Raw genomic sequence first — 20,654 nt, 5'->3', positions numbered from 1 at the left:
GGACGTTCCAGCCCATCCATGAAAATAAATGGCTCCGGATGGCCGCGCCGGCATTGCGCCGGCCGGAAAAAGCTTATGAGAAAAAAGTCGAATGGCCGGGTTTGTTGATTCAGTCCAGTCGCGGCTGCACGCCGGCGATATCGACCTCGGCGCTGCCTTGCGCCAGCCTGACGGTAATCTGGCTGCGCGCCGACAGCTCGGCGGGCGAGTGCAGCACCCGGCCCTGGCGGTCGGTGACGATGGCATAGCCGCGTTCCAGCGTGCGCTGCGGGTTGAGCAGTTCGAGCTGGGCATTCAGGCCGGCCAGCGCCTGGCGCTGGCGCAACTGCTGTGCGGCCAGTGCGCCATGCAGGCGGCGCGCCAGGTCGCAGACGTCGCGCCGCGCGTGGGCGGTATCGGGCAACTGGTGCGCCAGGCGGCTGGACAACTGCTGCAGGCGATGGCGCATCTGCGTCAGCGGCACACGGGTGGCGTGCGAGAGGCGGGTCTGCAGCGCCAGCAGCTTGACGCGCTCATGCTGGATGTAGGCAGCCGGATTGACCAGCCGGCGCGACATCCAGTCGACTGTCTGGGCTTTTTCCGTGAGCCCTCGGCGCAGCGCGCGCGTGAGGTCCTGGGCGTGGGCGCGCAGTTCGGCCAGCCAGTCTTCCCGCGCCGTCGCGGCCAGCTCGGCGGCGGCGGTCGGGGTGGGGGCGCGCAAGTCGGCGGCGAAGTCGGCGATGGTGAAGTCGGTTTCGTGGCCGACGCCCGAGATGACCGGCATCGAACAGCCGGCGATGGCGCGCGCCACCACCTCTTCGTTGAACGACCACAGGTCTTCGATGCTGCCGCCGCCGCGACAGACCAGCAGCAGGTCGCATTCGGCGCGCGCGGAGGCGCTGTCGATGGCGGCGGCGATGCGCCGGGCCGAGCCATCGCCTTGCACCGGGGTCGGATAAAGGATGATCTCCACATGCGGCGCGCGGCGGCGCAGCGTGGTCAGCACGTCGCGCAGCGCCGCCGCCTGCGGGCTGGTGACGATGCCGATGCGGCGCGGGAAGGTCGGCAGCGGCCGCTTGGCGGCGCGGTCGAACAGGCCTTCGCGCTCCAGTTTTTCTTTCAGTTGCAGGAAGGCCGCGTACAGGTCGCCCACGCCGGAGCGGCGGATCGCTTCCACGTTGAGCTGGTAGTCGCCGCGCGGTGCGTACAGCGTGACCAGGGTGCGCACCTCGACCTTGTCGCCCTCGCGCGGGGTGAAGCCGGCGTACTGGGCGCGGCCCTTGAACATGACGGCGCGTACCTGGGCGCCGTCGTCCTTGAGGTTGAAATACCAGTGGCCGGAGGCGGCGCGGGTGAAGTTGGAAATCTCGCCCGCGACCCAGATCAGCGGGAAGGTGCGTTCCAGCACGCGCGCCACCGACTGGTTCAGGGCCGACACCGTCAGCACCGGCGGGCCGGAGTCGCCGGCGGCGGGCTGGGCGGGGCGGAAGGGGGGATACTTGTCGGCGGGCATGGCGGGCGGCTATTTATATAGGGCGATAAAATGTCTCCCGCATTGTAAAGCCTGCATAAGGCCGGCGTAACGTCTGCGTAATGCCTGCGGCTGCCGGGTTGCGCTTGCCCCTAGCGCCGCAACAGGCTACATTCTGCACCCGTATCCGTTTTCTTCCCCCTACAGGAGTTCGTTTTGCTCGCCATCATCCTCGCCGCCGGCTGGCCGATCTGGCCCTTGCTGATCGCATCCATCATCGGCCTGGCGCTGATCATCGAACGGATGGTCTACCTGCGCCGCGCCCGGATCCTGCCGCCGGAGTTGCTGGGCGATGTGGTGCGCGTCTACCAGAGCGGCCGCGTCAACGACGACGTAATCGACAAGCTGGAGCAGAATTCCCCGCTGGGCCAGGTGCTTGCCGCCGGTCTGCGCAATGTCGATGCTCCGCGCGACGTGATGAAGGAAGCCATCGAAGAGGCCGGCCAGGCCGCCGCGCACCGGCTGGAGCGCTTCCTCACCACGCTGGGCACGATCGCCTCGCTGGCGCCATTGATGGGTTTGTTCGGCACGGTGGTCGGCATGATCGAGATTTTCGCGTCGCAAAACGCCGCCGGCACCAATCCGGCGCAACTGGCGCACGGCATTTCCATTGCGCTGTACAACACCGGTTTCGGCCTGGCCATCGCCATGCCGGCGCTGGTGTTCTACCGCCATTTCCGCGCGCTGGTCGACGGTTTCGTGGTCGACATGGAGCAGCAGGCGGTCAAGTTCGTCGACATCGTGCACGACGTGCGCCGCTAAGAGGCCGCCATGAATTTCCGCAAAGGCCGCCCCCGCGAAGACCTGGAGATCAACCTGATCCCGTTCATCGACGTGCTGCTGGTGATCGTGATCTTCCTGATGGTGACCACCACCTATAGCAAGTTCACCGCGCTGCAGATCACGTTGCCCACCGCCGATGCGCAAAAAGCGCTGGAGCAGCCGTTCGAGATCAATGTCGCGGTGGATGCGCAGGGCCGCTACGCCATCAACAACCACCGTATTTCGGCGCGCGACGCGCAGGGCCTGGCCGATGAAATGCAGGCCGCGCTCAAGGGCAGCGGCAAGGGCGATCCGGTGGTCATCATCAACGCCGATGCGCTGGCCACGCACCAGACCGTGATCAATGTGTTGGAGGCGGCGCGCATCGCCGGCTTCCCCAAGGTGACGTTCACCGCGCAGTCCAGCAATAAATAATAAGTAAGAAGTAAGAAATAAGCGTGCGACGCGGCGCCTGCCGCGATCATCAAACTCATCGAATATGGCCGACTCCAACCGCAATGCCGAAGCCATCCTGACCCGCGCTTGGCAAAGCCGCGGGCCGCTGGCTTGCCTGTTGTGGCCGCTGTCGCTGCTGTTCGGCGCGCTGGCGGCGTTGCGGCGCGCGTTGTTCGCGTTGGGGCTCAAACGGGTCGAACGCCTGCCGGTGCCGGTCATCGTGGTGGGCAATGTGTTTGTCGGCGGCACCGGCAAGACGCCGTTCGCCATCTGGCTGATCGAAGCCTTGCGCGCCGCCGGCTACACGCCGGGCGTGGTGTCGCGCGGCTATGGCGCCGGCGGCGCCGGGGCAGTGGCGCAAGTATTGGCAGGCTCGGCCGCGGCGCAGGTGGGCGACGAGCCGCTCCTGATCGTGCAGCGCACCGGCGTGCCGCTGGTGGTCGGGCGGCGCCGGGCGGCGGCGGGGCGGGCCTTGCTGGCAGCGCACCCGGAGGTGGATGTGCTGGTGTCCGACGATGGCTTGCAGCACTATGCGCTGGCGCGCGACATCGAGATCGTGCTGTCGGATGCGCGCGGCGCCGGCAATGGCTGGCTGTTGCCGGCCGGCCCGCTGCGCGAGCCGGCTTCGCGCCGCCGGGATTTTTCGGTCGCCAACCTGCCGGCCGGCAGCGCGGCGCCCGCCGGCAGTTACGCGATGCGGCTGGAAGCCGGCGAGGCCGTGCAGCTGGCCGCGCCGTCCGTGCGCCGTCCGCTGGCGGACATCGGCGCAGGCGGGGCGCATACCGTGCGTATCGCCGCGGTGGCCGGCATCGGCAATCCCGGCCGTTTCTTCGCCACCCTGCGCGGCGCCGGCCTGGCGTTTGCCGAGCATCCGTTGCCGGACCATTATGACTTCTCCGCCAATCCTTTCGCCGGCCTGCAGGCCGATGTCATCCTGGTGACGGAGAAGGATGCAGTAAAATGCAGGGCTATCGAGGCCATCCAAAACGACCCGCGCATCTGGGTCGTGCCCGTATCGGCGCGCATCGACGGCGCGCTGGCTGAACATATAGTGGAGAAACTCCGTGAACGCCCGACTGCTTGATATCCTGGTTTGCCCGATCTGCAAGGGCCCGTTGGACTACGACAAGAAAGCGCAGGAACTGATCTGCAAAGGCGACAAGCTGGCCTACCCGATCCGCGACGGCATTCCCATCATGTGGGCCGATGAAGCGCGCGACATCAATGCCGCTCCGATATCGCCTGCCGCCTGAACCGGTCCGGCCGCCTGCTGTGCGCCTCTGAAGTCGCCAACAATACGTTCCAAGCCCATGTCCTTCACCGTCATCATCCCGGCGCGCCTGGCATCGACGCGCCTGCCCAACAAGCCGCTGGCCGACCTCGGCGGCAAGCCGATGATCGTGCGCGTGGCCGAGCGCGCCGCGCTGTCGGGCGCCGCGCGCATCATCGTCGCCACCGACCACCACGATATCCATGCCGCCTGCCGGCAGCACGGTGTGGACGTGGCGATGACGCGCGCCGACCATCCTTCCGGGACCGACCGCATCGCGGAGGTGGCCGCTGCGCTGGACCTGGCCGATGATGCGGTGGTGGTCAACGTGCAGGGCGACGAGCCGCTGATCGATCCCGGCCTGATCGCCGCCACTGCCGGCCATATCAAGGCCGGCGTGCCGATGGCGACCGCCGCCCATGCCATCGAGACGGCCGCCGATGCCTTCAATCCCAACGTGGTGAAAGTGGTCTTGAACAAGGACGGCTGCGCCATGTATTTCTCGCGCGCGACGATTCCCTGGCACCGCGATGCCTTCGCCAGGTCGCGCGAAGTGCTGCCCGAGGCGCATGGCGCCGACCATGCCAACGATTACGCGCCGCTGCGCCATATCGGCCTGTACGCGTACAGCAACAAGTTCTTGCAACTGTACCCGACGCTGTCGGCCTCGCCGGTGGAGCGCATCGAGGCGCTGGAGCAATTGCGCGTGCTGTGGCACGGCCATTCGATCGCGGTGCATGTGACCTCGGTGGTGCCGGAAGCGGGCGTGGATACGCCGGAAGATTTGTTGCGTGTACGCAAACATTTCGAGGCGCCGCCGGACAGTCCGCTGGTGAAGACCATTTCCTCCCTGTAGTGTGCGCGAGGCCGAAAACGACTGCCGAGGAAAGTCTTGGCGGGCGGGTGTTTTGTAAGTTTTTTGTCAAACTTGCGCGACACAATCACAGGCTGGAGACTGCTTAAAAATCGGGCGTTTGTCATGGTTCGGTAAGATTTTGTGGTAAGTTTCGTCCAGAGCTGATGCAAACGGCGCCACAAAAAGAGACATAACCGCCCAGACGGTTGGTATCGACCGCCATCCCATCGCAAAAGAATTCAAGCATTCAATATTTCAGAAACCTCAATTTAGGAAACGATATGCGCCTCATCCTTTTAGGAGCGCCTGGTGCCGGTAAAGGTACGCAAGCCACTTTTATCAAGGAAAAATTCAACATCCCGCAAATCTCCACCGGCGACATGCTGCGCGCCGCTGTGGCTGCTGGAACTGAACTGGGCATCGCCGCCAAGAAGGTGATGGACGCAGGCGGATTGGTTTCGGATGACATCATCATCGGGCTGGTCAAGGATCGCCTGCAGCAGCCCGACTGCGCCAACGGTTACCTGTTCGACGGCTTCCCGCGCACCACGCGCCAGGCCGACGCCATGAAGGAAGCCGGCGTGGCCATCGACTACGTGCTGGAAATCGACGTGCCCGACAGCGCCATCGTCGAGCGCATGAGCGGCCGCCGCGTGCACCCGGGTTCGGGCCGCACCTACCACGTCAAGTTCAACCCGCCCAAGGCCGAGGGCAAGGACGACGCCACCGGCGAAGCCCTGATCCAGCGCGACGACGACAAGGAAGAAACCGTCAAGAAGCGCCTGGCGGTGTACCACGAGCAGACCGAAGTGCTGCTCGGCTACTATGGCGACTGGGCCAAGTCCGGCCAGCCGGGCGCGCCGAAGTATCGCAAGATCGCCGGCGTAGGCCCGGTCGAAGAAATCAGGGATCGTGCATTTGCCGCCCTGGCGGAGTAAAGTAAAGCGGACTGCGGTCCGCTTTTTTTATGCCCGCGCGGCGAACCAGCCGCGATAGTGGCAAGGCAGGCAAGATCAGTGATGGACTGAATTTTTCAACCGCTACCGTGCAGGTTCATGCGCGGCGGCGGCAGCCCCGGTAGAACCATAAGAAATCCAAGAAAAAGGGCGACACAATTTGCAGGCGCAGTATCGGCGGCGGTTGCCGGCAACAGGCATGTTCCTGTACCGGCGGCAGCGGCGGATGTTCGTGATTGTTGATGAGTCGTGATAATAAAGGAGACATGCATGGCTACAGCCCTTTGGTTTGCCATTGCCTGCGGCGTCGTCGCAGTGATCTATGGCCTCGTATCCCGTAGTTGGATTCTCAAGCAGGACCCCGGCAACGAACGCATGCAGGATATCGCCAGTGCGATCCAGCAGGGCGCGTCCGCCTATCTGGCGCGGCAATACCGCACCATCGCCATGGTCGGGGTGGTGCTGCTGGTGGTGATCGCACTCATTCCCGGACTGGGCTGGCCGACCGCGCTCGGGTTCCTGCTGGGGGCGGTGCTGTCGGGCGCCTGCGGTTTCATCGGCATGAACGTGTCGGTGCGGGCCAACGTGCGCACCGCGCAAGCCGCCACGCGCGGCATGAACGAGGCGCTCAATGTGGCCTTTCGCGGCGGGGCGATCACCGGCATGCTGGTGGTCGGGCTGGGCCTGCTGGGCGTGACGCTGTTCTTCTGGTTCCTGTTCGGATACGGGCAGGGGCGCGCGCCCAGCCTGCATGACGCCATCAAGCCCTTGATCGGGCTGGCCTTCGGCGCTTCGCTGATCTCCATCTTCGCGCGTCTGGGCGGCGGCATCTTCACCAAGGGCGCCGATGTCGGCGCCGACCTGGTGGGCAAGGTCGAGGCCGGCATTCCCGAGGACGATCCGCGCAATCCGGCGGTGATCGCCGACAACGTGGGCGACAACGTCGGCGACTGCGCCGGCATGGCGGCCGACCTGTTCGAGACCTATGTGGTCACGCTGGTGGCGACCATGCTGCTGGGCAGCCTGATGCTGAAAGGCATGGAAGTGCTGGCCATCCTTTATCCGCTGGTGCTGGGCGGGGTGTCGATCCTGGCGTCCATCGTCGGCTGCTCGATGGTCAAGGCTTCGCCCGGCAAGAAAATCATGTCGGCGCTCTATACCGGGCTATGGTGGTCGGCCGGCCTTTCGCTGGTCGGCTTCGTGATCGCCAGCTGGTTGATGCTGCCGCCCGAGCTGCGCCTGCCGCTGATCGGCTCGGCGGTGGTGGGCATCGTGCTGACAGGACTGATGGTCTACATCACCGAGTACTACACCGGCACCGATTTCAAGCCGGTGCGCCACATCGCCCAGGCATCGACCACCGGCCACGGCACCAACATCATCGCCGGCCTCGGCGTATCGATGAAGTCCACCGCATATCCGGTGTTGGCGGTGTGCGTGGCCATCATCGCCGCCTACTGGCTGGCCGGCTTGTACGGCATCGCCATCGCGGCCACCTCGATGTTGTCGATGGCCGGCATCATCGTCGCGCTGGATGCGTACGGGCCCATCACCGACAATGCCGGCGGCATCGCGGAGATGTCGGGCATGCCGGACTCGGTGCGCGCCATCACCGATCCGCTCGATGCGGTGGGCAACACCACCAAGGCCGTCACCAAAGGCTATGCGATCGGTTCGGCCGGGCTGGCGGCGCTGGTGCTGTTCGCCGACTATACCCATGCGCTCGACAGCGTCGGCAAGAGCACTTCCTTCGACTTGTCCAGCCCGGCGGTGATCGTCGGCCTGTTCATCGGCGGCCTGATCCCTTACCTGTTCGGCGCCATGGCGATGGAAGCGGTGGGCCGCGCGGCCGGCGCGGTGGTGGTCGAAGTGCGGCGCCAGTTCAGCGAGATCCCGGGCATCATGGATGGCACCGGCCGGCCGCAATACGACCGCGCGGTGGACATGCTGACCTCGTCGGCCATCCGCGAGATGATCCTGCCTTCGTTGCTGCCGGTGATCGTGCCTGTCGTGGTCGGCATGCTGCTGGGTCCGGCGGCGTTGGGCGGGCTGCTGATGGGAACCATCGTGACCGGCCTGTTCGTGGCGATTTCGATGACCACCGGCGGCGGCGCCTGGGACAATGCCAAGAAATACATCGAGGATGGCCACCACGGCGGCAAGGGCTCGGACGCGCACAAGGCGGCCGTGACCGGCGACACCGTGGGCGACCCGTACAAGGACACCGCCGGGCCGGCCATCAATCCGCTGATCAAGATCATCAACATCGTGGCCTTGCTGCTGGTGCCGCTGCTGCCGGCGTTGCCGACCTGAGCCGGGGGGCGCCACATCGTGTGGGATTGATTCAGCGCTGCCCCGATTGTCACTGCCCCGATTGTCGCTGCGCGGATAGTCGGCCGCGCGGCGTCTGCTGCATAATCTCCAAACGCAACCATTTGGAAAAATAAAGCGAGGAGACGCAATGCGTATCGAAGGAAATGTTTTCATCGTGACCGGCGCCGCGTCGGGGCTGGGCGCGGCGACCGTGCGCATGATCGCGGCCGCAGGCGGCAAGCCGGTGCTGGCCGACCTGAATGAAGAGGTTGGCAGCAAGCTGGCGCAGGAATTGAACGGCGTGTTCGTGCGCTGCGACGTCAGCGCCGAGGAAGATGCGCAGGCGGTGGTGCGCGCCGCCCAGCAACTGGGCACCGTGCGCGGGCTCATCAACTGCGCCGGCATCGCGCCGGCCGAGAAGCTGATCGGCAAGAGCGGGCCGCACACCATGGCGCTGTTCATGAAGACGCTCAACATCAACCTGGTGGGCAGTTTCAACATGGCGCGCTTTGCCGCCGACGCGATGGCCAGGACGGAACCGGCGCAAGAAGGCGAGCGCGGCGTGATCATCAATACCGCCTCGGTGGCCGCCTACGATGGCCAGATCGGCCAGACCGCCTATGCCGCATCCAAGGGCGCCATCGTCGCCATGACGCTGCCGATGGCGCGCGACCTGTCGCGCAGCGGCATTCGCGTCATGACCATCGCTCCCGGCATTTTCGAAACGCCGATGATGCTGGCCATGCCGCAGGAGGTGCTCGACTCGCTGGGCCAGGCCGTGCCTTTCCCGCCGCGCCTGGGCCGGGCGACCGAGTACGCGCAACTGGCCAGGAGCATCATCGAGAACGTGATGCTCAACGGCGAAACCATCCGCCTGGACGGCGCCATCCGCATGGCGCCCAAATAGTGCGGGGGGGGGGGGGCAAATGATGAACCGTCATTTGTGCATCGCATCCCAACATTTTTCGCCACCGGCGCGGGGCTGCTGCTAAGCTGTTGGCATGGAGTCAACGGAACATAAAACAGGACTGATCCTGACCGGAGGGGGCGCGCGGGCGGCTTATCAAGTGGGCGTGCTCAACGCCTTGTCGTTGATCTTGCTGGAGTCCGGCTGGCCGGTGCACAGCAATCCCTTTCCCATCATCTGCGGCACGTCGGCGGGGGCCATCAATGCCACCGCGCTGGCTTGCCGCGCCGACGATTTCGGCGAGGCGGTGCGCGAGCTGATGGCGGTCTGGGCCAATTTCAAGGTCGAGCAGGTCTACCGCGCCGATTCGCTGGGGATCTTGCGCTCGGGGGCGCGCTGGCTGTCGCTGTTTTCTTTCGGCTGGTTGTTGCGCAAATGGCGCGCCCATCCGCCCAACTCGCTGCTGGACAACACGCCGCTGGTGAGCATGCTGCACCGCCTGCTCGACCTGCCGCGGCTGGATGAGGCGATGGCCGAGGGCAAGCTGCATGCGCTGGCGGTGACGGCATCTTCCTACACCAGCGGCCAGCACGTCACGTTTTACCAGTGCCAGGACGAGATCGAGCCGTGGCGCCGCACGCAGCGGCTGGCCATCCGCGACCAGATCGGCATCGACCATCTGTTGGCGTCGTCGGCCATTCCGTTCATCTTCCCGGCCATCCCGGTCTATATCAACGGCCGCTGCGAATATTGCGGCGACGGCTCGATGCGCCAGATCGCGCCGATTTCGCCGGCCATTCACCTGGGCGCGTCCAAGGTGCTGGTGATCGGCGCCGGGCGCATGGGCGAGGAGGGCGAAAATGCGCCCACCAACACGCCGCAATATCCCAGCCTGGCGCAAGTGGCGGGCCATGCGATGTCGAGCATCTTCCTCGACGGTTTGTCGGCCGATATCGAGCGCACTAACCGCGTCAACCAGACGCTGTCGGTGCTGACCCCCGAGCAGCGCGCCCGCACGCCGTTGAAGCCGATCGAGACGCTGGTGATTTCGCCGTCGCAGCGCATCGACAGCATCGCCAGCCGCCATGTGGCCAGTTTGCCCAGGCCGATCCGCACCTTGCTGGGCGGCATCGGCGCCACCGAGGCGCGCGGTTCGGCGCTGGCATCGTATCTGCTGTTCGAGAAAAGCTTCACGCGTGAGCTGATTGCGCTGGGCGAGAGCGATACCTACGGCAAGCGCGATGAAGTACTGGCGTTTTTTGAACCGGAAACGGCGCGGGCGCTCCAAGCCTGAGCTTGGGGCGGACCGCCCGGATGTTCTTATTTAACCCGTCGGTGAGAAAAACGCCTGAGGCCGGATTGCGAGGGGATGCCGCGCCGTGGGTTCGCTCCGGGGTGAAGAAACCGTGAATGTCATGGTTGCTTAGCCGAAAGCAAAACGTTAATCTACGATGTCGTATTGCTGAAAATTAATATTATTGCAATCATTAAAATGCGAGCCCGAATCATTTCATCCTTTTTCCTGAAGTACTGGCTGGTTCTCCTGGCCGCACTGGTCCTGGCTGCGCCGGTCCAGGCGCGCGGCCCGCAGCCGGGCGGCATCGCCGATGTCTCGCTCGACCAGCTGCCGCGCGAAGCCCAGCAGACCATGGGGCTGATCCGCCAGGGCGGGCCCTTCCCATACGCCAAGGATGGTGCGGTTTTCGGCAATTATGAGGGGGTTTTACCCAAGCAAAAGCGTGGGTATTATCACGAATTCACCGTCAAAACCCCGCGTGCGCGCAATCGCGGGGCCCGCAGGATCATCAGCGGCGGCGATCCTGCAACATCCGGCGAATACTATTACACGAGCGACCATTACAAGACGTTCAGCCGGATTCGCGACTGATCGGAATGCGGTCCGATCGCAATTCGGGCAACACAAGCAGGCTGGGCCGGCAAGCCCGGCTGCCAGCCAGGGATGTAACCACACCACCTCGTCATGGATAGGAAGGGACAATGAGTTTGTTTAAAACGGTGCCGCCAAATATAGTGCAGTCGATCCGCGCCTTCCGCGTGACCGAGTTGCAGGAAGAGGCCGCTCGTCTTGAGCAGCACTTTCTCTATGCCTATTGCGCCGAGGCAACCACCAAGCAGCAAGTGCTGACCGCCATCGCCAGCGCCTTCCACTTCCCGAGACATTTCGGCAAGAATTTCGATGCGCTGGCCGATTGCCTGACCGACCTGACGCACAAGGCCGGCAAGCAGCCCGGCTTTGTCGTGGTGCTGGAACAACTCCCCAATACCCAGAAGTTCGACAAGGAGGCCCGCGAAACCTTGCTCGACGTCTTCCGCGACGCGGCCGACTACTGGGCCGAAAAGAAAATCGCGTTCCGGGTTTTTTATTCCTTCCAGTAAAGCCGGATCAATCATTTTCGCCACGGCCGCCGCCGGGCCGCGCGGACATCGGCGGCCGGCCGCACCCGTCCCCGGCGGCGTCGCAAATCCTGCGGTTTGCGCCTAGCCAGAATGGCAAATCCACCGGGTTTATCGGTTCTGCCAGGCGTGCAACGCGACACTAGCAGGTACAATGCGCACACCATGAGAAGCATTGTCATCCTGATTTCCGGACGAGGCAGCAATATGGAAGCCATCGTCCGCGCCGCCCAGGCCGAAAAATGGCCTGCCAGAATTTCCGCCGTCATCAGTAACCGCGCCGACGCCAGCGGCCTGGAGTTCGCCGCGGCGCACGGTATTCCGACCGAGGTCATTCCCAGCCGCGATTACGCCGCGCGCGACCAGTTCGATGCCGCCCTGCGCGCCAGCATCGACGCCTATGCGCCCGACCTGGTGGTGCTGGCCGGCTTCATGCGCATCCTGACCGCGCCTTTTGTGGATCATTACAGGGGGCGCATGCTCAATATCCATCCGTCGCTGCTGCCCAGTTTCCCCGGGCTGGCGACGCACCGCCAGGCCTTGGCCGCCGGGGTGAAGCTGCATGGCGCGACCGTGCATTTCGTCACGCCCGACCTGGACCATGGCCCCATCGTGGCCCAGGCTTGCGTACCGGTGCTGGAGGGCGACAGCGAAGAAGCGCTGGCCGAGCGCGTGCTGGAACAGGAACATGTCATCTACCCACGCGCCGTGAACTGGTTCGTCCAAGGGCGTCTTGTGCTGGAAGGCGCCCGCGTGCGTTTGGCGCCGGCCGCCGTCGGCGCGGCCGACGCCGCATCCGTTATTGCAATCTGAGCCGTTGCAAGCCTACCCATTTTAGAATCTGAAGGACCGAGCATGAGATTGCCTCCCGCGATCATTCCCCATACCGAAGAACTGCTGCGCGAGGTGCTGCGCTTCACCGGCCCGGCCGATGTGACGCTGTCGCGTTATTTCCGCGACCACCCCAAGCTGGGCAGCCGCGAACGCGGCGTGATCGCCGAGGCGGTCTACGGCCTGTTGCGCAACAAGACGGTGCTGACCAACTTCGCCGAATCCGGCGTGGGGCCGATGATGCGCCGCATGGCGCTGCTGGGCCTGGCCGACGCCGTCGGCGCCGAGTCGTTGGGCGGCTTGCAGGAAGGCGAGGGCGAATGGCTGGCGCGCGTGGCGCAGATCGACCGCAGCCAGCTGGCGCCGCAGATGCGCAGCAACCTGCCGCCCTGGCTGTACGACAAGCTGGTGGCGCGCGTGGGCGAAGCCGCCACGCTGGAGCTGGCCGATGCCATGAACCGTCCGGCGCCGCTGGACTTGCGCGTCAACGCGCTCAAGGCCGACCGCGATAGCGTCATCGAAGAACTGGCCAAGGCGCCGGTGGCTTGCGAACCCACGCCTTATTCGCCGCTGGGCCTGCGCGTGCTGAAAAAGCCGGCGCTGCAGAACCTGCCGTTGTTCAAGGATGGCGCGATCGAAGTGCAGGATGAGGGCAGCCAGTTGCTGGCCCAGATCGTCGGCGCCAAGCGCGGCGAAATGGTGGTGGACTTCTGTGCCGGCGCCGGCGGCAAGACGCTGGCGCTGGGCGCCTTGATGCGCAATACCGGCCGCCTGTACGCCTTCGACGTGTCCGAGAAACGCCTGGCCAAGCTCAAGCCGCGCCTGGCGCGCAGCGGCCTGTCCAATGTGCATCCGGTGGTGATCGCCCACGAGAACGACGCCAAGGTCAAGCGCCTGGCCGGCAAGATCGACCGCGTGCTGGTCGATGCGCCTTGCAGCGGCCTGGGCACGCTGCGCCGCAATCCTGACATGAAATGGCGCCAGAGCGTGGACACCCTGACCGAGATGCGCGCCAAGCAGGGCAGCATCCTGGCCAGCGCCGCGCGCCTGGTGCGTCCGGGCGGGCGCCTGGTGTACGGCACCTGCAGCTTCCTGGAAGAGGAAAACGACGAGGTGATCGCCGAGTTCCTGCAAGCGCACCCCGATTTCATGCTGCGTCCCATGAGCGAGGTGCTGGCCGAGCAGAAGGTCGTGCTGGAGATGGGCGACTATCTGAAGCTGCTGCCGCACCTGCACCAGACCGACGGTTTCTTCGCCGCCGTGCTGGAGCGCCGCGCTTGATCCTGGCATTTGATCGCCTGTGCCGGCAGGCGGCGCCGTTTTTGCTGGCTGGCCTGCTGGCGGCTCCGTCCGCCCTGGCCAGGCAGGCGGCGGCGCCGGCCATGGCCGCGCAAGGCACGCAGCAGGCCGCTTTCGCGCCGTGGGACGATATCGAAGGCCTGATCGTCGGCCAACTGGCCAAGGCGCGCCGGCAGGTGCTGGTGCAGGCGTACCTGTTGACCAACCGGCCCATTACGGATGCGCTGGTGGCGGCCCGCCAGCGCGGCGTCGACGTGCGCGTGCTGATGGATGGCGGCCAGCTCGACAAGAATTCCAGCGGGCGCCTGCAGCAATTGCGCAGCGCCGGCGTGCCGGTCTGGCTGGAGACGCGTTATCGCAACGCCCACAACAAGGTGATCGTGATCGATGCCGCCTTGCCATCGGCGACGGTGATTACCGGCAGTTTCAATTTCACCTGGTCGGCGCAGCACAAGAACGCCGAGAACATCCTGGTGCTGGGCAAGAATCCGCCGCTGGCCGCGCGTTACGCCGCCAACTGGGAGCGCCACCGCCAGGATGCCGAGCCGGCGCCGTGAGTACGGTGATGCCGATGATGACCCGATTTCATATTGTCCTTTCCTGAACGAGCCGGCCAGCCATGACCGACCATTTCCTTTCCCTTTTCACCGACTACCAGCCGCAGGACGTGCTGCGCCAACTGGCTGTCATCCTGTTGTGTGTGCTGGGCGGGATCGCGCTGTCGCGCTGGCTGCGCAAGATCCTGGGGCTGGAGCGCGGCGACGAGCAGTCGCGGATGATGCAGATCGGCGTCAAGAGCTTTTCCCGCGTGCTGTCGCCGCTGCTGGCGCTGGGCTTGCTGGCGGCCGCGTATGTCTGCCTCAAACGCATCGGCCATCCGGTATCGCTGTGGGAAATCATGTTTCCGCTGGCCATTGCCCAGGTCGCGATGCGCTTCGTGTTCTATGTGTTGCGCAGCATCTTCGTCAAGGACGCCACCGTCGGGGCCTTGCTGCACCTGTCGGAAAAAGCCATCGCGACGCTGGTGTGGATCTGCGTATGGCTTTACATCACCGGCTTGTGGCCGGACTTTATCGACTATCTCGACCGCACCGAACTGCCCCTGGGGCGCCACAAGGCATCGCTGTTGACGATTTTGCAAGCCGGCGCTTCGGTGCTGGTGACCCTGATCATTGCCTTGTGGATCGGCGCGGTGCTGGAAAACCGGCTGATGAAGGTCAGCACCATGCATTCCTCGCTGCGCACGGTGGTGGCGCGCCTGACCAAGGCGGTGCTGATCCTGGTCGCGTTCCTGGTCAGCCTGTCGCTGGTGGGGATCGACCTGACCGTGCTGTCGGTATTTGGCGGCGCGCTTGGGGTGGGTATCGGCCTGGGCTTGCAAAAGATCGCCAGCAGCTACGTGTCCGGCTTCGTGATCTTGCTGGAACGCAGCATGGTGATCGGCGACATGGTTGCCGTGGATACCTATTTCGGCAAGGTCACTCAGATCAATACCCGGTATACGATCCTGGAAGGGCTGGACGGCATCGAATCGGTGTTGCCCAATGAAATGTTTGTGGCCAATCCGGTACAGAACTATTCCTTGACCCACCGCATTATACGTTTGTACACACAGCTTACAATTTTGTACCAGGACGATGTGGAAACTGTCTTGTCTATCATGGAGCAGGCCGCACTTGGGGTGCAGCGGGTATCTCAACAGACCGCGCCGCAGGCCCTGCTGATCAAGATCGGGGCCGATGGCCTGGAGCTGGAGCTGGGTTTTTGGATCACCGATCCGGAAAACGGCCGCCTGAATGTGCTTTCCGACGTCAACCGGGCCATCTGGAAGGCATTCAAGGAGCACGGAATCCAGGTCGCGCACGCCAAGCGCGACATCCGGATCATGGACGAACGCAGTTTCCGCCAGAGCGACGCGACTGTTGTTCCGCCATCGCCAGATAGCCCAGACGAGAAGAATTCGCGTACAATGCAGCAAAATTAAAAGAAAATAAAAACATTTTCACGGAACAAGTTCGTTATCCGATAGCGGTTTCTAATTTTGGAGCAGTGATGACCTTAGATGCGATCCTCGACTTTGTTGCCAACGGCTTGCTGCACGCGAGCGGTTGGCAGATTGTCATTTACACATTGGTGATGACCCATATCACGATTGTGGGCGTGACACTCTACCTGCATCGTTGCCAGGCGCATCGTGCGCTCGAATTGCACGCGATCCCCAGCCACTTCTTCCGCCTGTGGCTGTGGATGACCACCGGCATGGTGACCAAGGAATGGGCCGCCATTCACCGCAAGCACCATGCGAAGTGCGAAACCGAAGAGGATCCGCACAGCCCGCAGACCCGCGGCATCAAGAAGGTGATGTGGGAAGGCGCTGAACTCTATCGCGACGAAGCCAAGAACGCCGAGACCATGGAAAAGTTCGGCCACGGCACCCCCGACGACTGGATCGAGCGCAACATCTACAGCAAGTACAGCTGGCAGGGCGTGGGCATCATGCTGATCATCAACGTGCTGCTGTTCGGCGCCATCGGCCTGGCCATCTGGGCCATCCAGATGGCGTGGATCCCGTTCTGGGCCGCCGGCGTGGTCAATGGCATCGGCCACTACTGGGGTTACCGCAACTACGACTGCAACGACGCCGCGACCAACCTGTTTCCGATCGGCATCATCATCGGCGGCGAAGAAATGCACAACAACCACCACACCTTCGGCACCTCGGCCAAGTTCTCGTCCAAGTGGTATGAGTTCGATATCGGCTGGATGTATATCCGCATCCTCGAAACCTTTGGCCTGGCCAAGGTGAAGAAAGTGGCTCCGGTGCCCAAGTTCGACAGCAAGAAGGCCGCGGTCGACTTCGACACGCTGCAGTCGGTCATCGCCAACCGCTACGACGTCACCGCCAAGTACGCCCGTTCCCTCAAGCATGCCTGGAAGGACGAGCTGGACCACCTGATTGAAAAGGCCAAGCTGGAATCGCGCTTCCTGAAGTCTTCCAAGAAGCTGCTGCAACGTGAGCCGGCCAAGCTGGAAGACGGCCAGAAGCAACAGTTGTCCGAGTTGTTCACGCACAGCAAGGCGCTGCAGACGATGCATGAAATGCGCATCGAACTGGGCGCGATCTGGGAACGTTCGCACTCGACCCGCGAGCAGCTGCTGCAGCAATTGCAGGATTGGTGCGCCCGCGCCGAAGCATCCGGCATCAAGGCACTGCGCGAATTCGCATTGCGCCTGCGCAGCTACGCGTGATCCGACCCTGAGGGCGGGCAAGCCTGACGGCTTGCGCCTCTGAAAATAAAACCCCCGCCGACGCAAGTCCGCGGGGGTTTTGTTTTGGGGCGCTTGCCGCGCTGCCCGGGGAGGGTCAGGGTGTATGCGCGAGGGCGGCGGCAGGCAATAAAAAACCCCGCCTTGGCGGGGTTCTTCATCAAGAGAGGACGATCAATTACTTGATCTTGGTCTCTTTGTACTCGACGTGCTTGCGCGCCTTGGGATCGAACTTCATGATCGTGATCTTTTCGGGCGTAGTACGCTTGTTCTTGGTGGTGGTGTAGAAGTGACCGGTACCTGCGGTCGACTCCAGTTTGATTTTGTCGCGGCCGGATTTCGCCATGATAGATTTCCTTTACTCTGCTAGTTAGACTTTTTCGCCGCGAGCACGCAGATCGGCCAGAACGGCATCGATGCCGATCTTGTCGATCACGCGCAGGCCGGCGTTGGACAAACGCAGGGAAACCCAGCGGTTTTCGGATTCGACGAAAATGCGGCGGTTCTGCAGGTTGGGCAGGAAGCGACGCTTAGTCTTGTTGTTTGCATGGGAAACGTTGTTGCCGACCATCGGCCCCTTCCCGGTGACTTGGCAGACACGTGCCATGTTGATGCTCCTTAAAAATTTCCGAATTTGGGAAAAACGTGAGTATAAGGAAAAAACATTGATTTTTCAATGACTTGCGGAAAACAATTGTGTCTATTGTAAATTAATTTATTTAACAATTTGTTGGCCTGTAGTCGCCAGCGGCATCGCCTTCAGTCATAACCCATTGATCGGTAAGGGGTTGTGCAAGGAAAAAGCCTTTGGAAATTCATATCTGCCCATGCTCGGCAAAGGAATGGGGGCGTGTTCCCGCCACCACGAAATGGTCCAGCACCCGCACATCGACCAGCGCCAGCGCGTCTTTCAATGCCCGGGTGAGCGCCAGGTCGGCCTGGCTGGGTTCCGGATCGCCGGAAGGATGGTTGTGCGCCAGTATGACTGAGGCGGCGTTGTGCCCAAGCGCCGCCTTCACCACTTCGCGCGGATAGACGCTGGCCTGGTTCAGCGTGCCGCGAAACAGTTCTTCCACCGCGATCAGGCGGTTGCGGATGTCGACAAACAACACCACGAACGATTCATGGGCCTTGTTCTTGAACAGGAGCCGCAGATACTGGCCTACTGCCTGGGTCGAGTTCAGCAGGGCGCCATCCTCCAGTTCCTCGCCCAGCGCCCGCTTGGCGAGCTCCATGACCGCCTGCAACTGGGCATACTTGGCCGGGCCCAGGCCGTTGATCCGGGAAAAGTCATTCAGCCCGGCGCCAAACAGCGCATCCAGCGAGCCGAAATGCTGGAGCATCTCGCGCGCCAGGTCGACCGCGCTTTTGCCGGCCACGCCCACGCGCAGGAACACCGCCAGCAATTCCGCGTCCGACAGGGCCGCCGCACCCTGGCGGATCAGCCGTTCTCGCGGCCGCTGGTCTTCGGGCCAATCAGTTATTGCCATCTTTGAAACCAACAAAACAGGGGACAGGGGCCGGCGCCCGCGGCGGACTAACGCTGTGCGGCGGCGGCGCTGGAAGCAAACGTGGCTTACAATAACGGGTTCTCAAGCATCTCTGATTTCCTTTCATGTCCAGCCCATCTGTCCCGGTCGTCACCGACAACGCCTACCTCACCCTGCATTACCGCCTGGCTTCGCTGGATGGCGACGATATCGTCAGCACCTTCAATGAAAATCCGGCGACGCTGCAGTTCGGCCAGGGGCAATTGGCGCCATTCCTGGAAGCCTGCCTGCTGGGCCTGCCGGAAGGCGCGCACCAGACTTTCGAGCTGGCGCCCGAGCAAGCTTTCGGCGAGCGCAGCGACGAGCTGATCCAGCGTATCTCGCGCGCCACGCTGGAAGAAAACTCGGCGATGGGCGAGGATTACCGCATCGGCGACCTGGTCGATTTCGCCGCACCCGGCGGCGGCCGTTTTGCCGGTATCCTGCGCGCGATCGACGATGATGGGGCCGTCTTCGATTTCAATCATCCGCTGGCCGGTCAAACGCTGAAATTTGAAGTGAAAATCATTGGAGTTCTGTAAGAACCTCTTCAAAATTTCGACGAGAGTTGAAGCGCTGACCAGGTTCCGGGCCGAAGCCAACATCGGCTCTATCGCCGTAGACAAGTTTTGAATCAAGGAAGCCACCATGGATAAAGCGGAATCCGAAATCCTGCTCGCACAGCCGCGCGGTTTTTGCGCCGGCGTCGACCGTGCGATCGAAATCGTCGAACGCGCGCTGCAGCAGTTCGGCGCGCCCATCTACGTGCGCCACGAGATCGTCCACAACGCCTATGTGGTGGCGGACCTGCGCGCCAAGGGCGCGGTGTTCATCGAAGAGCTGGCCGATGTCCCGGCCGGCAGTACCGTGATCTTCTCCGCCCACGGCGTGCCCAAGGTGGTCCAGGCCGAAGCCGCCGAGCGCGGACTGGCCGTGTTCGACGCCACTTGCCCGCTGGTCACCAAGGTTCACATGGAAGTGGCCAAGATGCGCCGCGAAGGCCGCGAGATCATCATGATCGGCCACGCCGGCCACCCCGAGGTGGAAGGCACCATGGGCCAGACCGAAGCAGGCATGCACCTGGTGGAAACCGTGGAAGACGTGAGGCGCCTGCAGGTGGCCGATCCGGAACTGCTGGCTTACGTCTCGCAGACCACGCTGTCGGTGGACGACACCGCCGACATCATCGCGGCGCTGCGCGAGCGTTTCCCGGCGATCACCGAACCCAAGAAGGGCGACATCTGCTACGCCACCACCAACCGCCAGGAAGCCGTGAAGTTCATGGCGCCCCAGGTCGATGTGGTGATCGTGGTCGGCAGTCCCAACAGTTCCAACTCCAACCGCCTGCGCGAACTGGCCGAGAAGAAGGGCGTGCCCGCCTTCATGGTCGATGACGCCGCGCTGATCCAGCCCGAGTGGGTCCAAGGCAAGTTGCGCATCGGCGTGACGGCCGGGGCCTCGGCGCCCGAGGTGCTGGTGCGGGCCGTGATCGAACGCATCAAGGAGATTGGCGCGCGCAGCGTGCGCGTGCTGGAAGGCATCGAGGAAAACGTCACCTTCCCGCTGCCCAAGGGACTGAGCGCGCGCAAGACGCCTGCGGCGGAAAGCGCCTGAGCGGCGCGGCAATGAAAGAACCGGAAAAAGGCTTGCTGATGCAAGCCTTTTTCATTTTGATGATATTTCCTGCATCAAAATGATGGAGTTTACTGGTCTTACCGGGATTTCTTATGTAACAGCGCCGTTTTTTGACTGGATTGTGCGCAGGTTCTGCGTATAATTCCGCACCAATATCGACGGGCCACCCAACAGGCAGGCTCGCGCAAGGCCCCCCCAACAGGCTGGGCACGACGCCAAACAATGGCGCAAACAGGAGACAAGGGAGACCCCACCATGCATATCCATATGCCCGTCGGCATGCGCCGACGCATCCGGCATTCCAGGCAACGCCGAAGCCCGCGCATCCGAAGCGGCAGCGGCTGAGCCCGACCCAATCATCCCCCGCGCAAAGAATTCAGCGTCCACAACAGCGGCAGGCGCCGGCGTTTTTATGAAGGCCGCACCGCCTTGTGCACAGACGCATGCATTTCACTCGGCAAGCGGGAACGGATTTTGCTCATCCGCATGCTTTTGCGACGTGCCGGCAATCTCGTCGGCATGTGCGTTTTTCGTTATTTCAGATTAAAGAGTTATTCATGGACATATTCATCCAGCAGATCATCAACGGTTTGGTGCTAGGGAGCATGTATGCGCTGATCGCGTTGGGTTACACGATGGTGTACGGGG

Annotated in this window: 22 protein-coding genes; 18 read left to right on the top strand and 4 right to left on the bottom strand. The window is 63.3% G+C overall.

Translation table 11 applies throughout. The features are described from left to right. Positions 1–109 precede the first annotated feature (109 nt). Complete coding sequence (xseA, locus tag FB597_RS12420) at positions 110–1,492, bottom strand: exodeoxyribonuclease VII large subunit (protein WP_144769705.1); 1,383 nt, start codon at positions 1,490–1,492, stop codon at positions 110–112. Positions 1,493–1,666: 174 nt separating this feature from the next. On the opposite strand from xseA, the gene FB597_RS12415 reads away from it, so the two are divergent. The 16 genes from FB597_RS12415 (at position 1,667) to FB597_RS12340 (ending at position 16,824) form a co-directional block, all read left to right on the top strand. After that, positions 1,667–2,272: a MotA/TolQ/ExbB proton channel family protein gene (locus FB597_RS12415; RefSeq protein WP_141913381.1), complete on the top strand. Its 606-nt coding sequence runs from the start codon at positions 1,667–1,669 to the stop codon at positions 2,270–2,272. A gap of 9 nt (positions 2,273–2,281) precedes the next feature. Next, positions 2,282–2,707 carry a biopolymer transporter ExbD gene (locus tag FB597_RS12410; RefSeq protein ID WP_141913380.1) on the top strand — a complete coding sequence of 142 codons (426 nt, stop codon included), beginning with the start codon at positions 2,282–2,284 and terminating at the stop codon, positions 2,705–2,707. A gap of 64 nt (positions 2,708–2,771) precedes the next feature. Then, on the top strand, positions 2,772–3,812 hold the full coding sequence (gene lpxK, locus FB597_RS12405) for a tetraacyldisaccharide 4'-kinase (protein ID WP_144769704.1): 1,041 nt from the start codon (positions 2,772–2,774) through the stop codon (positions 3,810–3,812). Beyond that, positions 3,793–3,981 carry a Trm112 family protein gene (locus tag FB597_RS12400; RefSeq protein WP_050469560.1) on the top strand — a complete coding sequence of 63 codons (189 nt, stop codon included), beginning with the start codon at positions 3,793–3,795 and terminating at the stop codon, positions 3,979–3,981. The genes lpxK and FB597_RS12400 overlap by 20 nt, the downstream gene beginning before the upstream one ends. A 57-nt stretch (positions 3,982–4,038) precedes the next feature. Then, positions 4,039–4,854, top strand: coding sequence for a 3-deoxy-manno-octulosonate cytidylyltransferase (kdsB, locus tag FB597_RS12395; protein ID WP_141913378.1), 816 nt, complete (start codon positions 4,039–4,041; stop codon positions 4,852–4,854). 281 nt (positions 4,855–5,135) lie between these two features. Continuing rightward, on the top strand, positions 5,136–5,792 hold the full coding sequence (gene adk, locus FB597_RS12390) for an adenylate kinase (protein WP_141913377.1): 657 nt from the start codon (positions 5,136–5,138) through the stop codon (positions 5,790–5,792). A 288-nt stretch (positions 5,793–6,080) separates the two neighbouring features. Continuing rightward, entirely contained in the window at positions 6,081–8,123 is a 2,043-nt protein-coding gene (locus FB597_RS12385) for a sodium-translocating pyrophosphatase (RefSeq protein ID WP_141913376.1), read from the top strand. A gap of 148 nt (positions 8,124–8,271) precedes the next feature. Beyond that, positions 8,272–9,030 (top strand): 3-hydroxyacyl-CoA dehydrogenase, encoded by a 759-nt coding sequence (locus FB597_RS12380; RefSeq protein ID WP_144769703.1) that lies wholly within the window; start codon positions 8,272–8,274, stop codon positions 9,028–9,030. A 94-nt stretch (positions 9,031–9,124) separates the two neighbouring features. After that, positions 9,125–10,324, top strand: coding sequence for a patatin-like phospholipase family protein (locus tag FB597_RS12375; protein ID WP_141913374.1), 1,200 nt, complete (start codon positions 9,125–9,127; stop codon positions 10,322–10,324). A gap of 198 nt (positions 10,325–10,522) precedes the next feature. Further along, on the top strand, positions 10,523–10,918 hold the full coding sequence (locus FB597_RS12370) for a ribonuclease domain-containing protein (protein WP_144769841.1): 396 nt from the start codon (positions 10,523–10,525) through the stop codon (positions 10,916–10,918). Between the two features lie 110 nt (positions 10,919–11,028). Continuing rightward, complete coding sequence (locus FB597_RS12365) at positions 11,029–11,427, top strand: barstar family protein (protein ID WP_141913373.1); 399 nt, start codon at positions 11,029–11,031, stop codon at positions 11,425–11,427. Between the two features lie 183 nt (positions 11,428–11,610). Further along, positions 11,611–12,258, top strand: coding sequence for a phosphoribosylglycinamide formyltransferase (gene purN / locus FB597_RS12360; protein ID WP_144769702.1), 648 nt, complete (start codon positions 11,611–11,613; stop codon positions 12,256–12,258). A gap of 42 nt (positions 12,259–12,300) precedes the next feature. Then, positions 12,301–13,557, top strand: coding sequence for an RsmB/NOP family class I SAM-dependent RNA methyltransferase (locus FB597_RS12355; RefSeq protein ID WP_141913371.1), 1,257 nt, complete (start codon positions 12,301–12,303; stop codon positions 13,555–13,557). Further along, the gene (locus FB597_RS12350) at positions 13,554–14,132 is read left to right on the top strand and encodes a phospholipase D family protein (RefSeq protein ID WP_370454690.1); all 579 of its coding nucleotides are present in this window, start codon (positions 13,554–13,556) and stop codon (positions 14,130–14,132) included. The genes FB597_RS12355 and FB597_RS12350 overlap by 4 nt, the downstream gene beginning before the upstream one ends. Positions 14,133–14,194: 62 nt before the next feature. After that, on the top strand, positions 14,195–15,559 hold the full coding sequence (locus tag FB597_RS12345; protein WP_144769701.1) for a mechanosensitive ion channel family protein: 1,365 nt from the start codon (positions 14,195–14,197) through the stop codon (positions 15,557–15,559). Positions 15,560–15,627: 68 nt separating this feature from the next. Then, a complete protein-coding gene (locus FB597_RS12340) occupies positions 15,628–16,824 on the top strand; it encodes an acyl-CoA desaturase (RefSeq protein WP_144769700.1) in 1,197 nt (398 codons plus the stop codon). Positions 16,825–17,020: 196 nt separating this feature from the next. Here the strand turns inward: FB597_RS12340 and rpmG are convergent, their stop codons facing one another. From rpmG to radC, 3 genes are all read right to left on the bottom strand, one after another. Continuing rightward, positions 17,021–17,188: a 50S ribosomal protein L33 gene (rpmG, locus tag FB597_RS12335; protein WP_008114372.1), complete on the bottom strand. Its 168-nt coding sequence runs from the start codon at positions 17,186–17,188 to the stop codon at positions 17,021–17,023. 24 nt (positions 17,189–17,212) lie between these two features. Continuing rightward, complete coding sequence (gene rpmB, locus FB597_RS12330) at positions 17,213–17,449, bottom strand: 50S ribosomal protein L28 (protein WP_006463730.1); 237 nt, start codon at positions 17,447–17,449, stop codon at positions 17,213–17,215. Positions 17,450–17,657: 208 nt separating this feature from the next. Then, entirely contained in the window at positions 17,658–18,332 is a 675-nt protein-coding gene (gene radC / locus FB597_RS12325) for a DNA repair protein RadC (protein WP_144769699.1), read from the bottom strand. A gap of 125 nt (positions 18,333–18,457) precedes the next feature. Here radC and FB597_RS12320 point away from each other — a divergent pair, with 125 nt between their 5' ends. Beyond that, positions 18,458–18,913 carry a peptidylprolyl isomerase gene (locus FB597_RS12320; RefSeq protein WP_144769698.1) on the top strand — a complete coding sequence of 152 codons (456 nt, stop codon included), beginning with the start codon at positions 18,458–18,460 and terminating at the stop codon, positions 18,911–18,913. Positions 18,914–19,019: 106 nt separating this feature from the next. Continuing rightward, a complete protein-coding gene (gene ispH, locus FB597_RS12315) occupies positions 19,020–19,985 on the top strand; it encodes a 4-hydroxy-3-methylbut-2-enyl diphosphate reductase (protein ID WP_144769697.1) in 966 nt (321 codons plus the stop codon). The last annotated feature ends 669 nt before the right edge of the window (positions 19,986–20,654 follow it).

The sequence above is a fragment of the Herbaspirillum sp. SJZ099 genome (assembly GCF_007828355.1).
Taxonomy (GTDB): domain Bacteria; phylum Pseudomonadota; class Gammaproteobacteria; order Burkholderiales; family Burkholderiaceae_D; genus Herbaspirillum.
The sequence above is the reverse complement of the archived record's forward strand: the minus strand, read 5'-3'. Positions and strand labels throughout refer to the sequence as shown.

Excerpts from the sequence above, each read along its gene's own strand:
- xseA (WP_144769705.1), bottom strand. The coding sequence starts at position 1,492 with ATGCCCGCCGACAAGTATCCCCCCTTCCGCCCCGCCCAGCCCGCCGCC.
- FB597_RS12410 (WP_141913380.1), top strand. The coding sequence starts at position 2,282 with ATGAATTTCCGCAAAGGCCGCCCCCGCGAAGACCTGGAGATCAACCTG.
- lpxK (WP_144769704.1), top strand. The coding sequence starts at position 2,772 with ATGGCCGACTCCAACCGCAATGCCGAAGCCATCCTGACCCGCGCTTGG.
- kdsB (WP_141913378.1), top strand. The coding sequence starts at position 4,039 with ATGTCCTTCACCGTCATCATCCCGGCGCGCCTGGCATCGACGCGCCTG.
- adk (WP_141913377.1), top strand. The coding sequence starts at position 5,136 with ATGCGCCTCATCCTTTTAGGAGCGCCTGGTGCCGGTAAAGGTACGCAA.
- FB597_RS12385 (WP_141913376.1), top strand. The coding sequence starts at position 6,081 with ATGGCTACAGCCCTTTGGTTTGCCATTGCCTGCGGCGTCGTCGCAGTG.
- FB597_RS12380 (WP_144769703.1), top strand. The coding sequence starts at position 8,272 with ATGCGTATCGAAGGAAATGTTTTCATCGTGACCGGCGCCGCGTCGGGG.
- FB597_RS12375 (WP_141913374.1), top strand. The coding sequence starts at position 9,125 with ATGGAGTCAACGGAACATAAAACAGGACTGATCCTGACCGGAGGGGGC.
- FB597_RS12370 (WP_144769841.1), top strand. The coding sequence starts at position 10,523 with ATGCGAGCCCGAATCATTTCATCCTTTTTCCTGAAGTACTGGCTGGTT.
- FB597_RS12365 (WP_141913373.1), top strand. The coding sequence starts at position 11,029 with ATGAGTTTGTTTAAAACGGTGCCGCCAAATATAGTGCAGTCGATCCGC.
- purN (WP_144769702.1), top strand. The coding sequence starts at position 11,611 with ATGAGAAGCATTGTCATCCTGATTTCCGGACGAGGCAGCAATATGGAA.
- FB597_RS12355 (WP_141913371.1), top strand. The coding sequence starts at position 12,301 with ATGAGATTGCCTCCCGCGATCATTCCCCATACCGAAGAACTGCTGCGC.
- FB597_RS12345 (WP_144769701.1), top strand. The coding sequence starts at position 14,195 with ATGACCGACCATTTCCTTTCCCTTTTCACCGACTACCAGCCGCAGGAC.
- FB597_RS12340 (WP_144769700.1), top strand. The coding sequence starts at position 15,628 with ATGACCTTAGATGCGATCCTCGACTTTGTTGCCAACGGCTTGCTGCAC.
- rpmG (WP_008114372.1), bottom strand. The coding sequence starts at position 17,188 with ATGGCGAAATCCGGCCGCGACAAAATCAAACTGGAGTCGACCGCAGGT.
- rpmB (WP_006463730.1), bottom strand. The coding sequence starts at position 17,449 with ATGGCACGTGTCTGCCAAGTCACCGGGAAGGGGCCGATGGTCGGCAAC.
- radC (WP_144769699.1), bottom strand. The coding sequence starts at position 18,332 with ATGGCAATAACTGATTGGCCCGAAGACCAGCGGCCGCGAGAACGGCTG.
- FB597_RS12320 (WP_144769698.1), top strand. The coding sequence starts at position 18,458 with ATGTCCAGCCCATCTGTCCCGGTCGTCACCGACAACGCCTACCTCACC.
- ispH (WP_144769697.1), top strand. The coding sequence starts at position 19,020 with ATGGATAAAGCGGAATCCGAAATCCTGCTCGCACAGCCGCGCGGTTTT.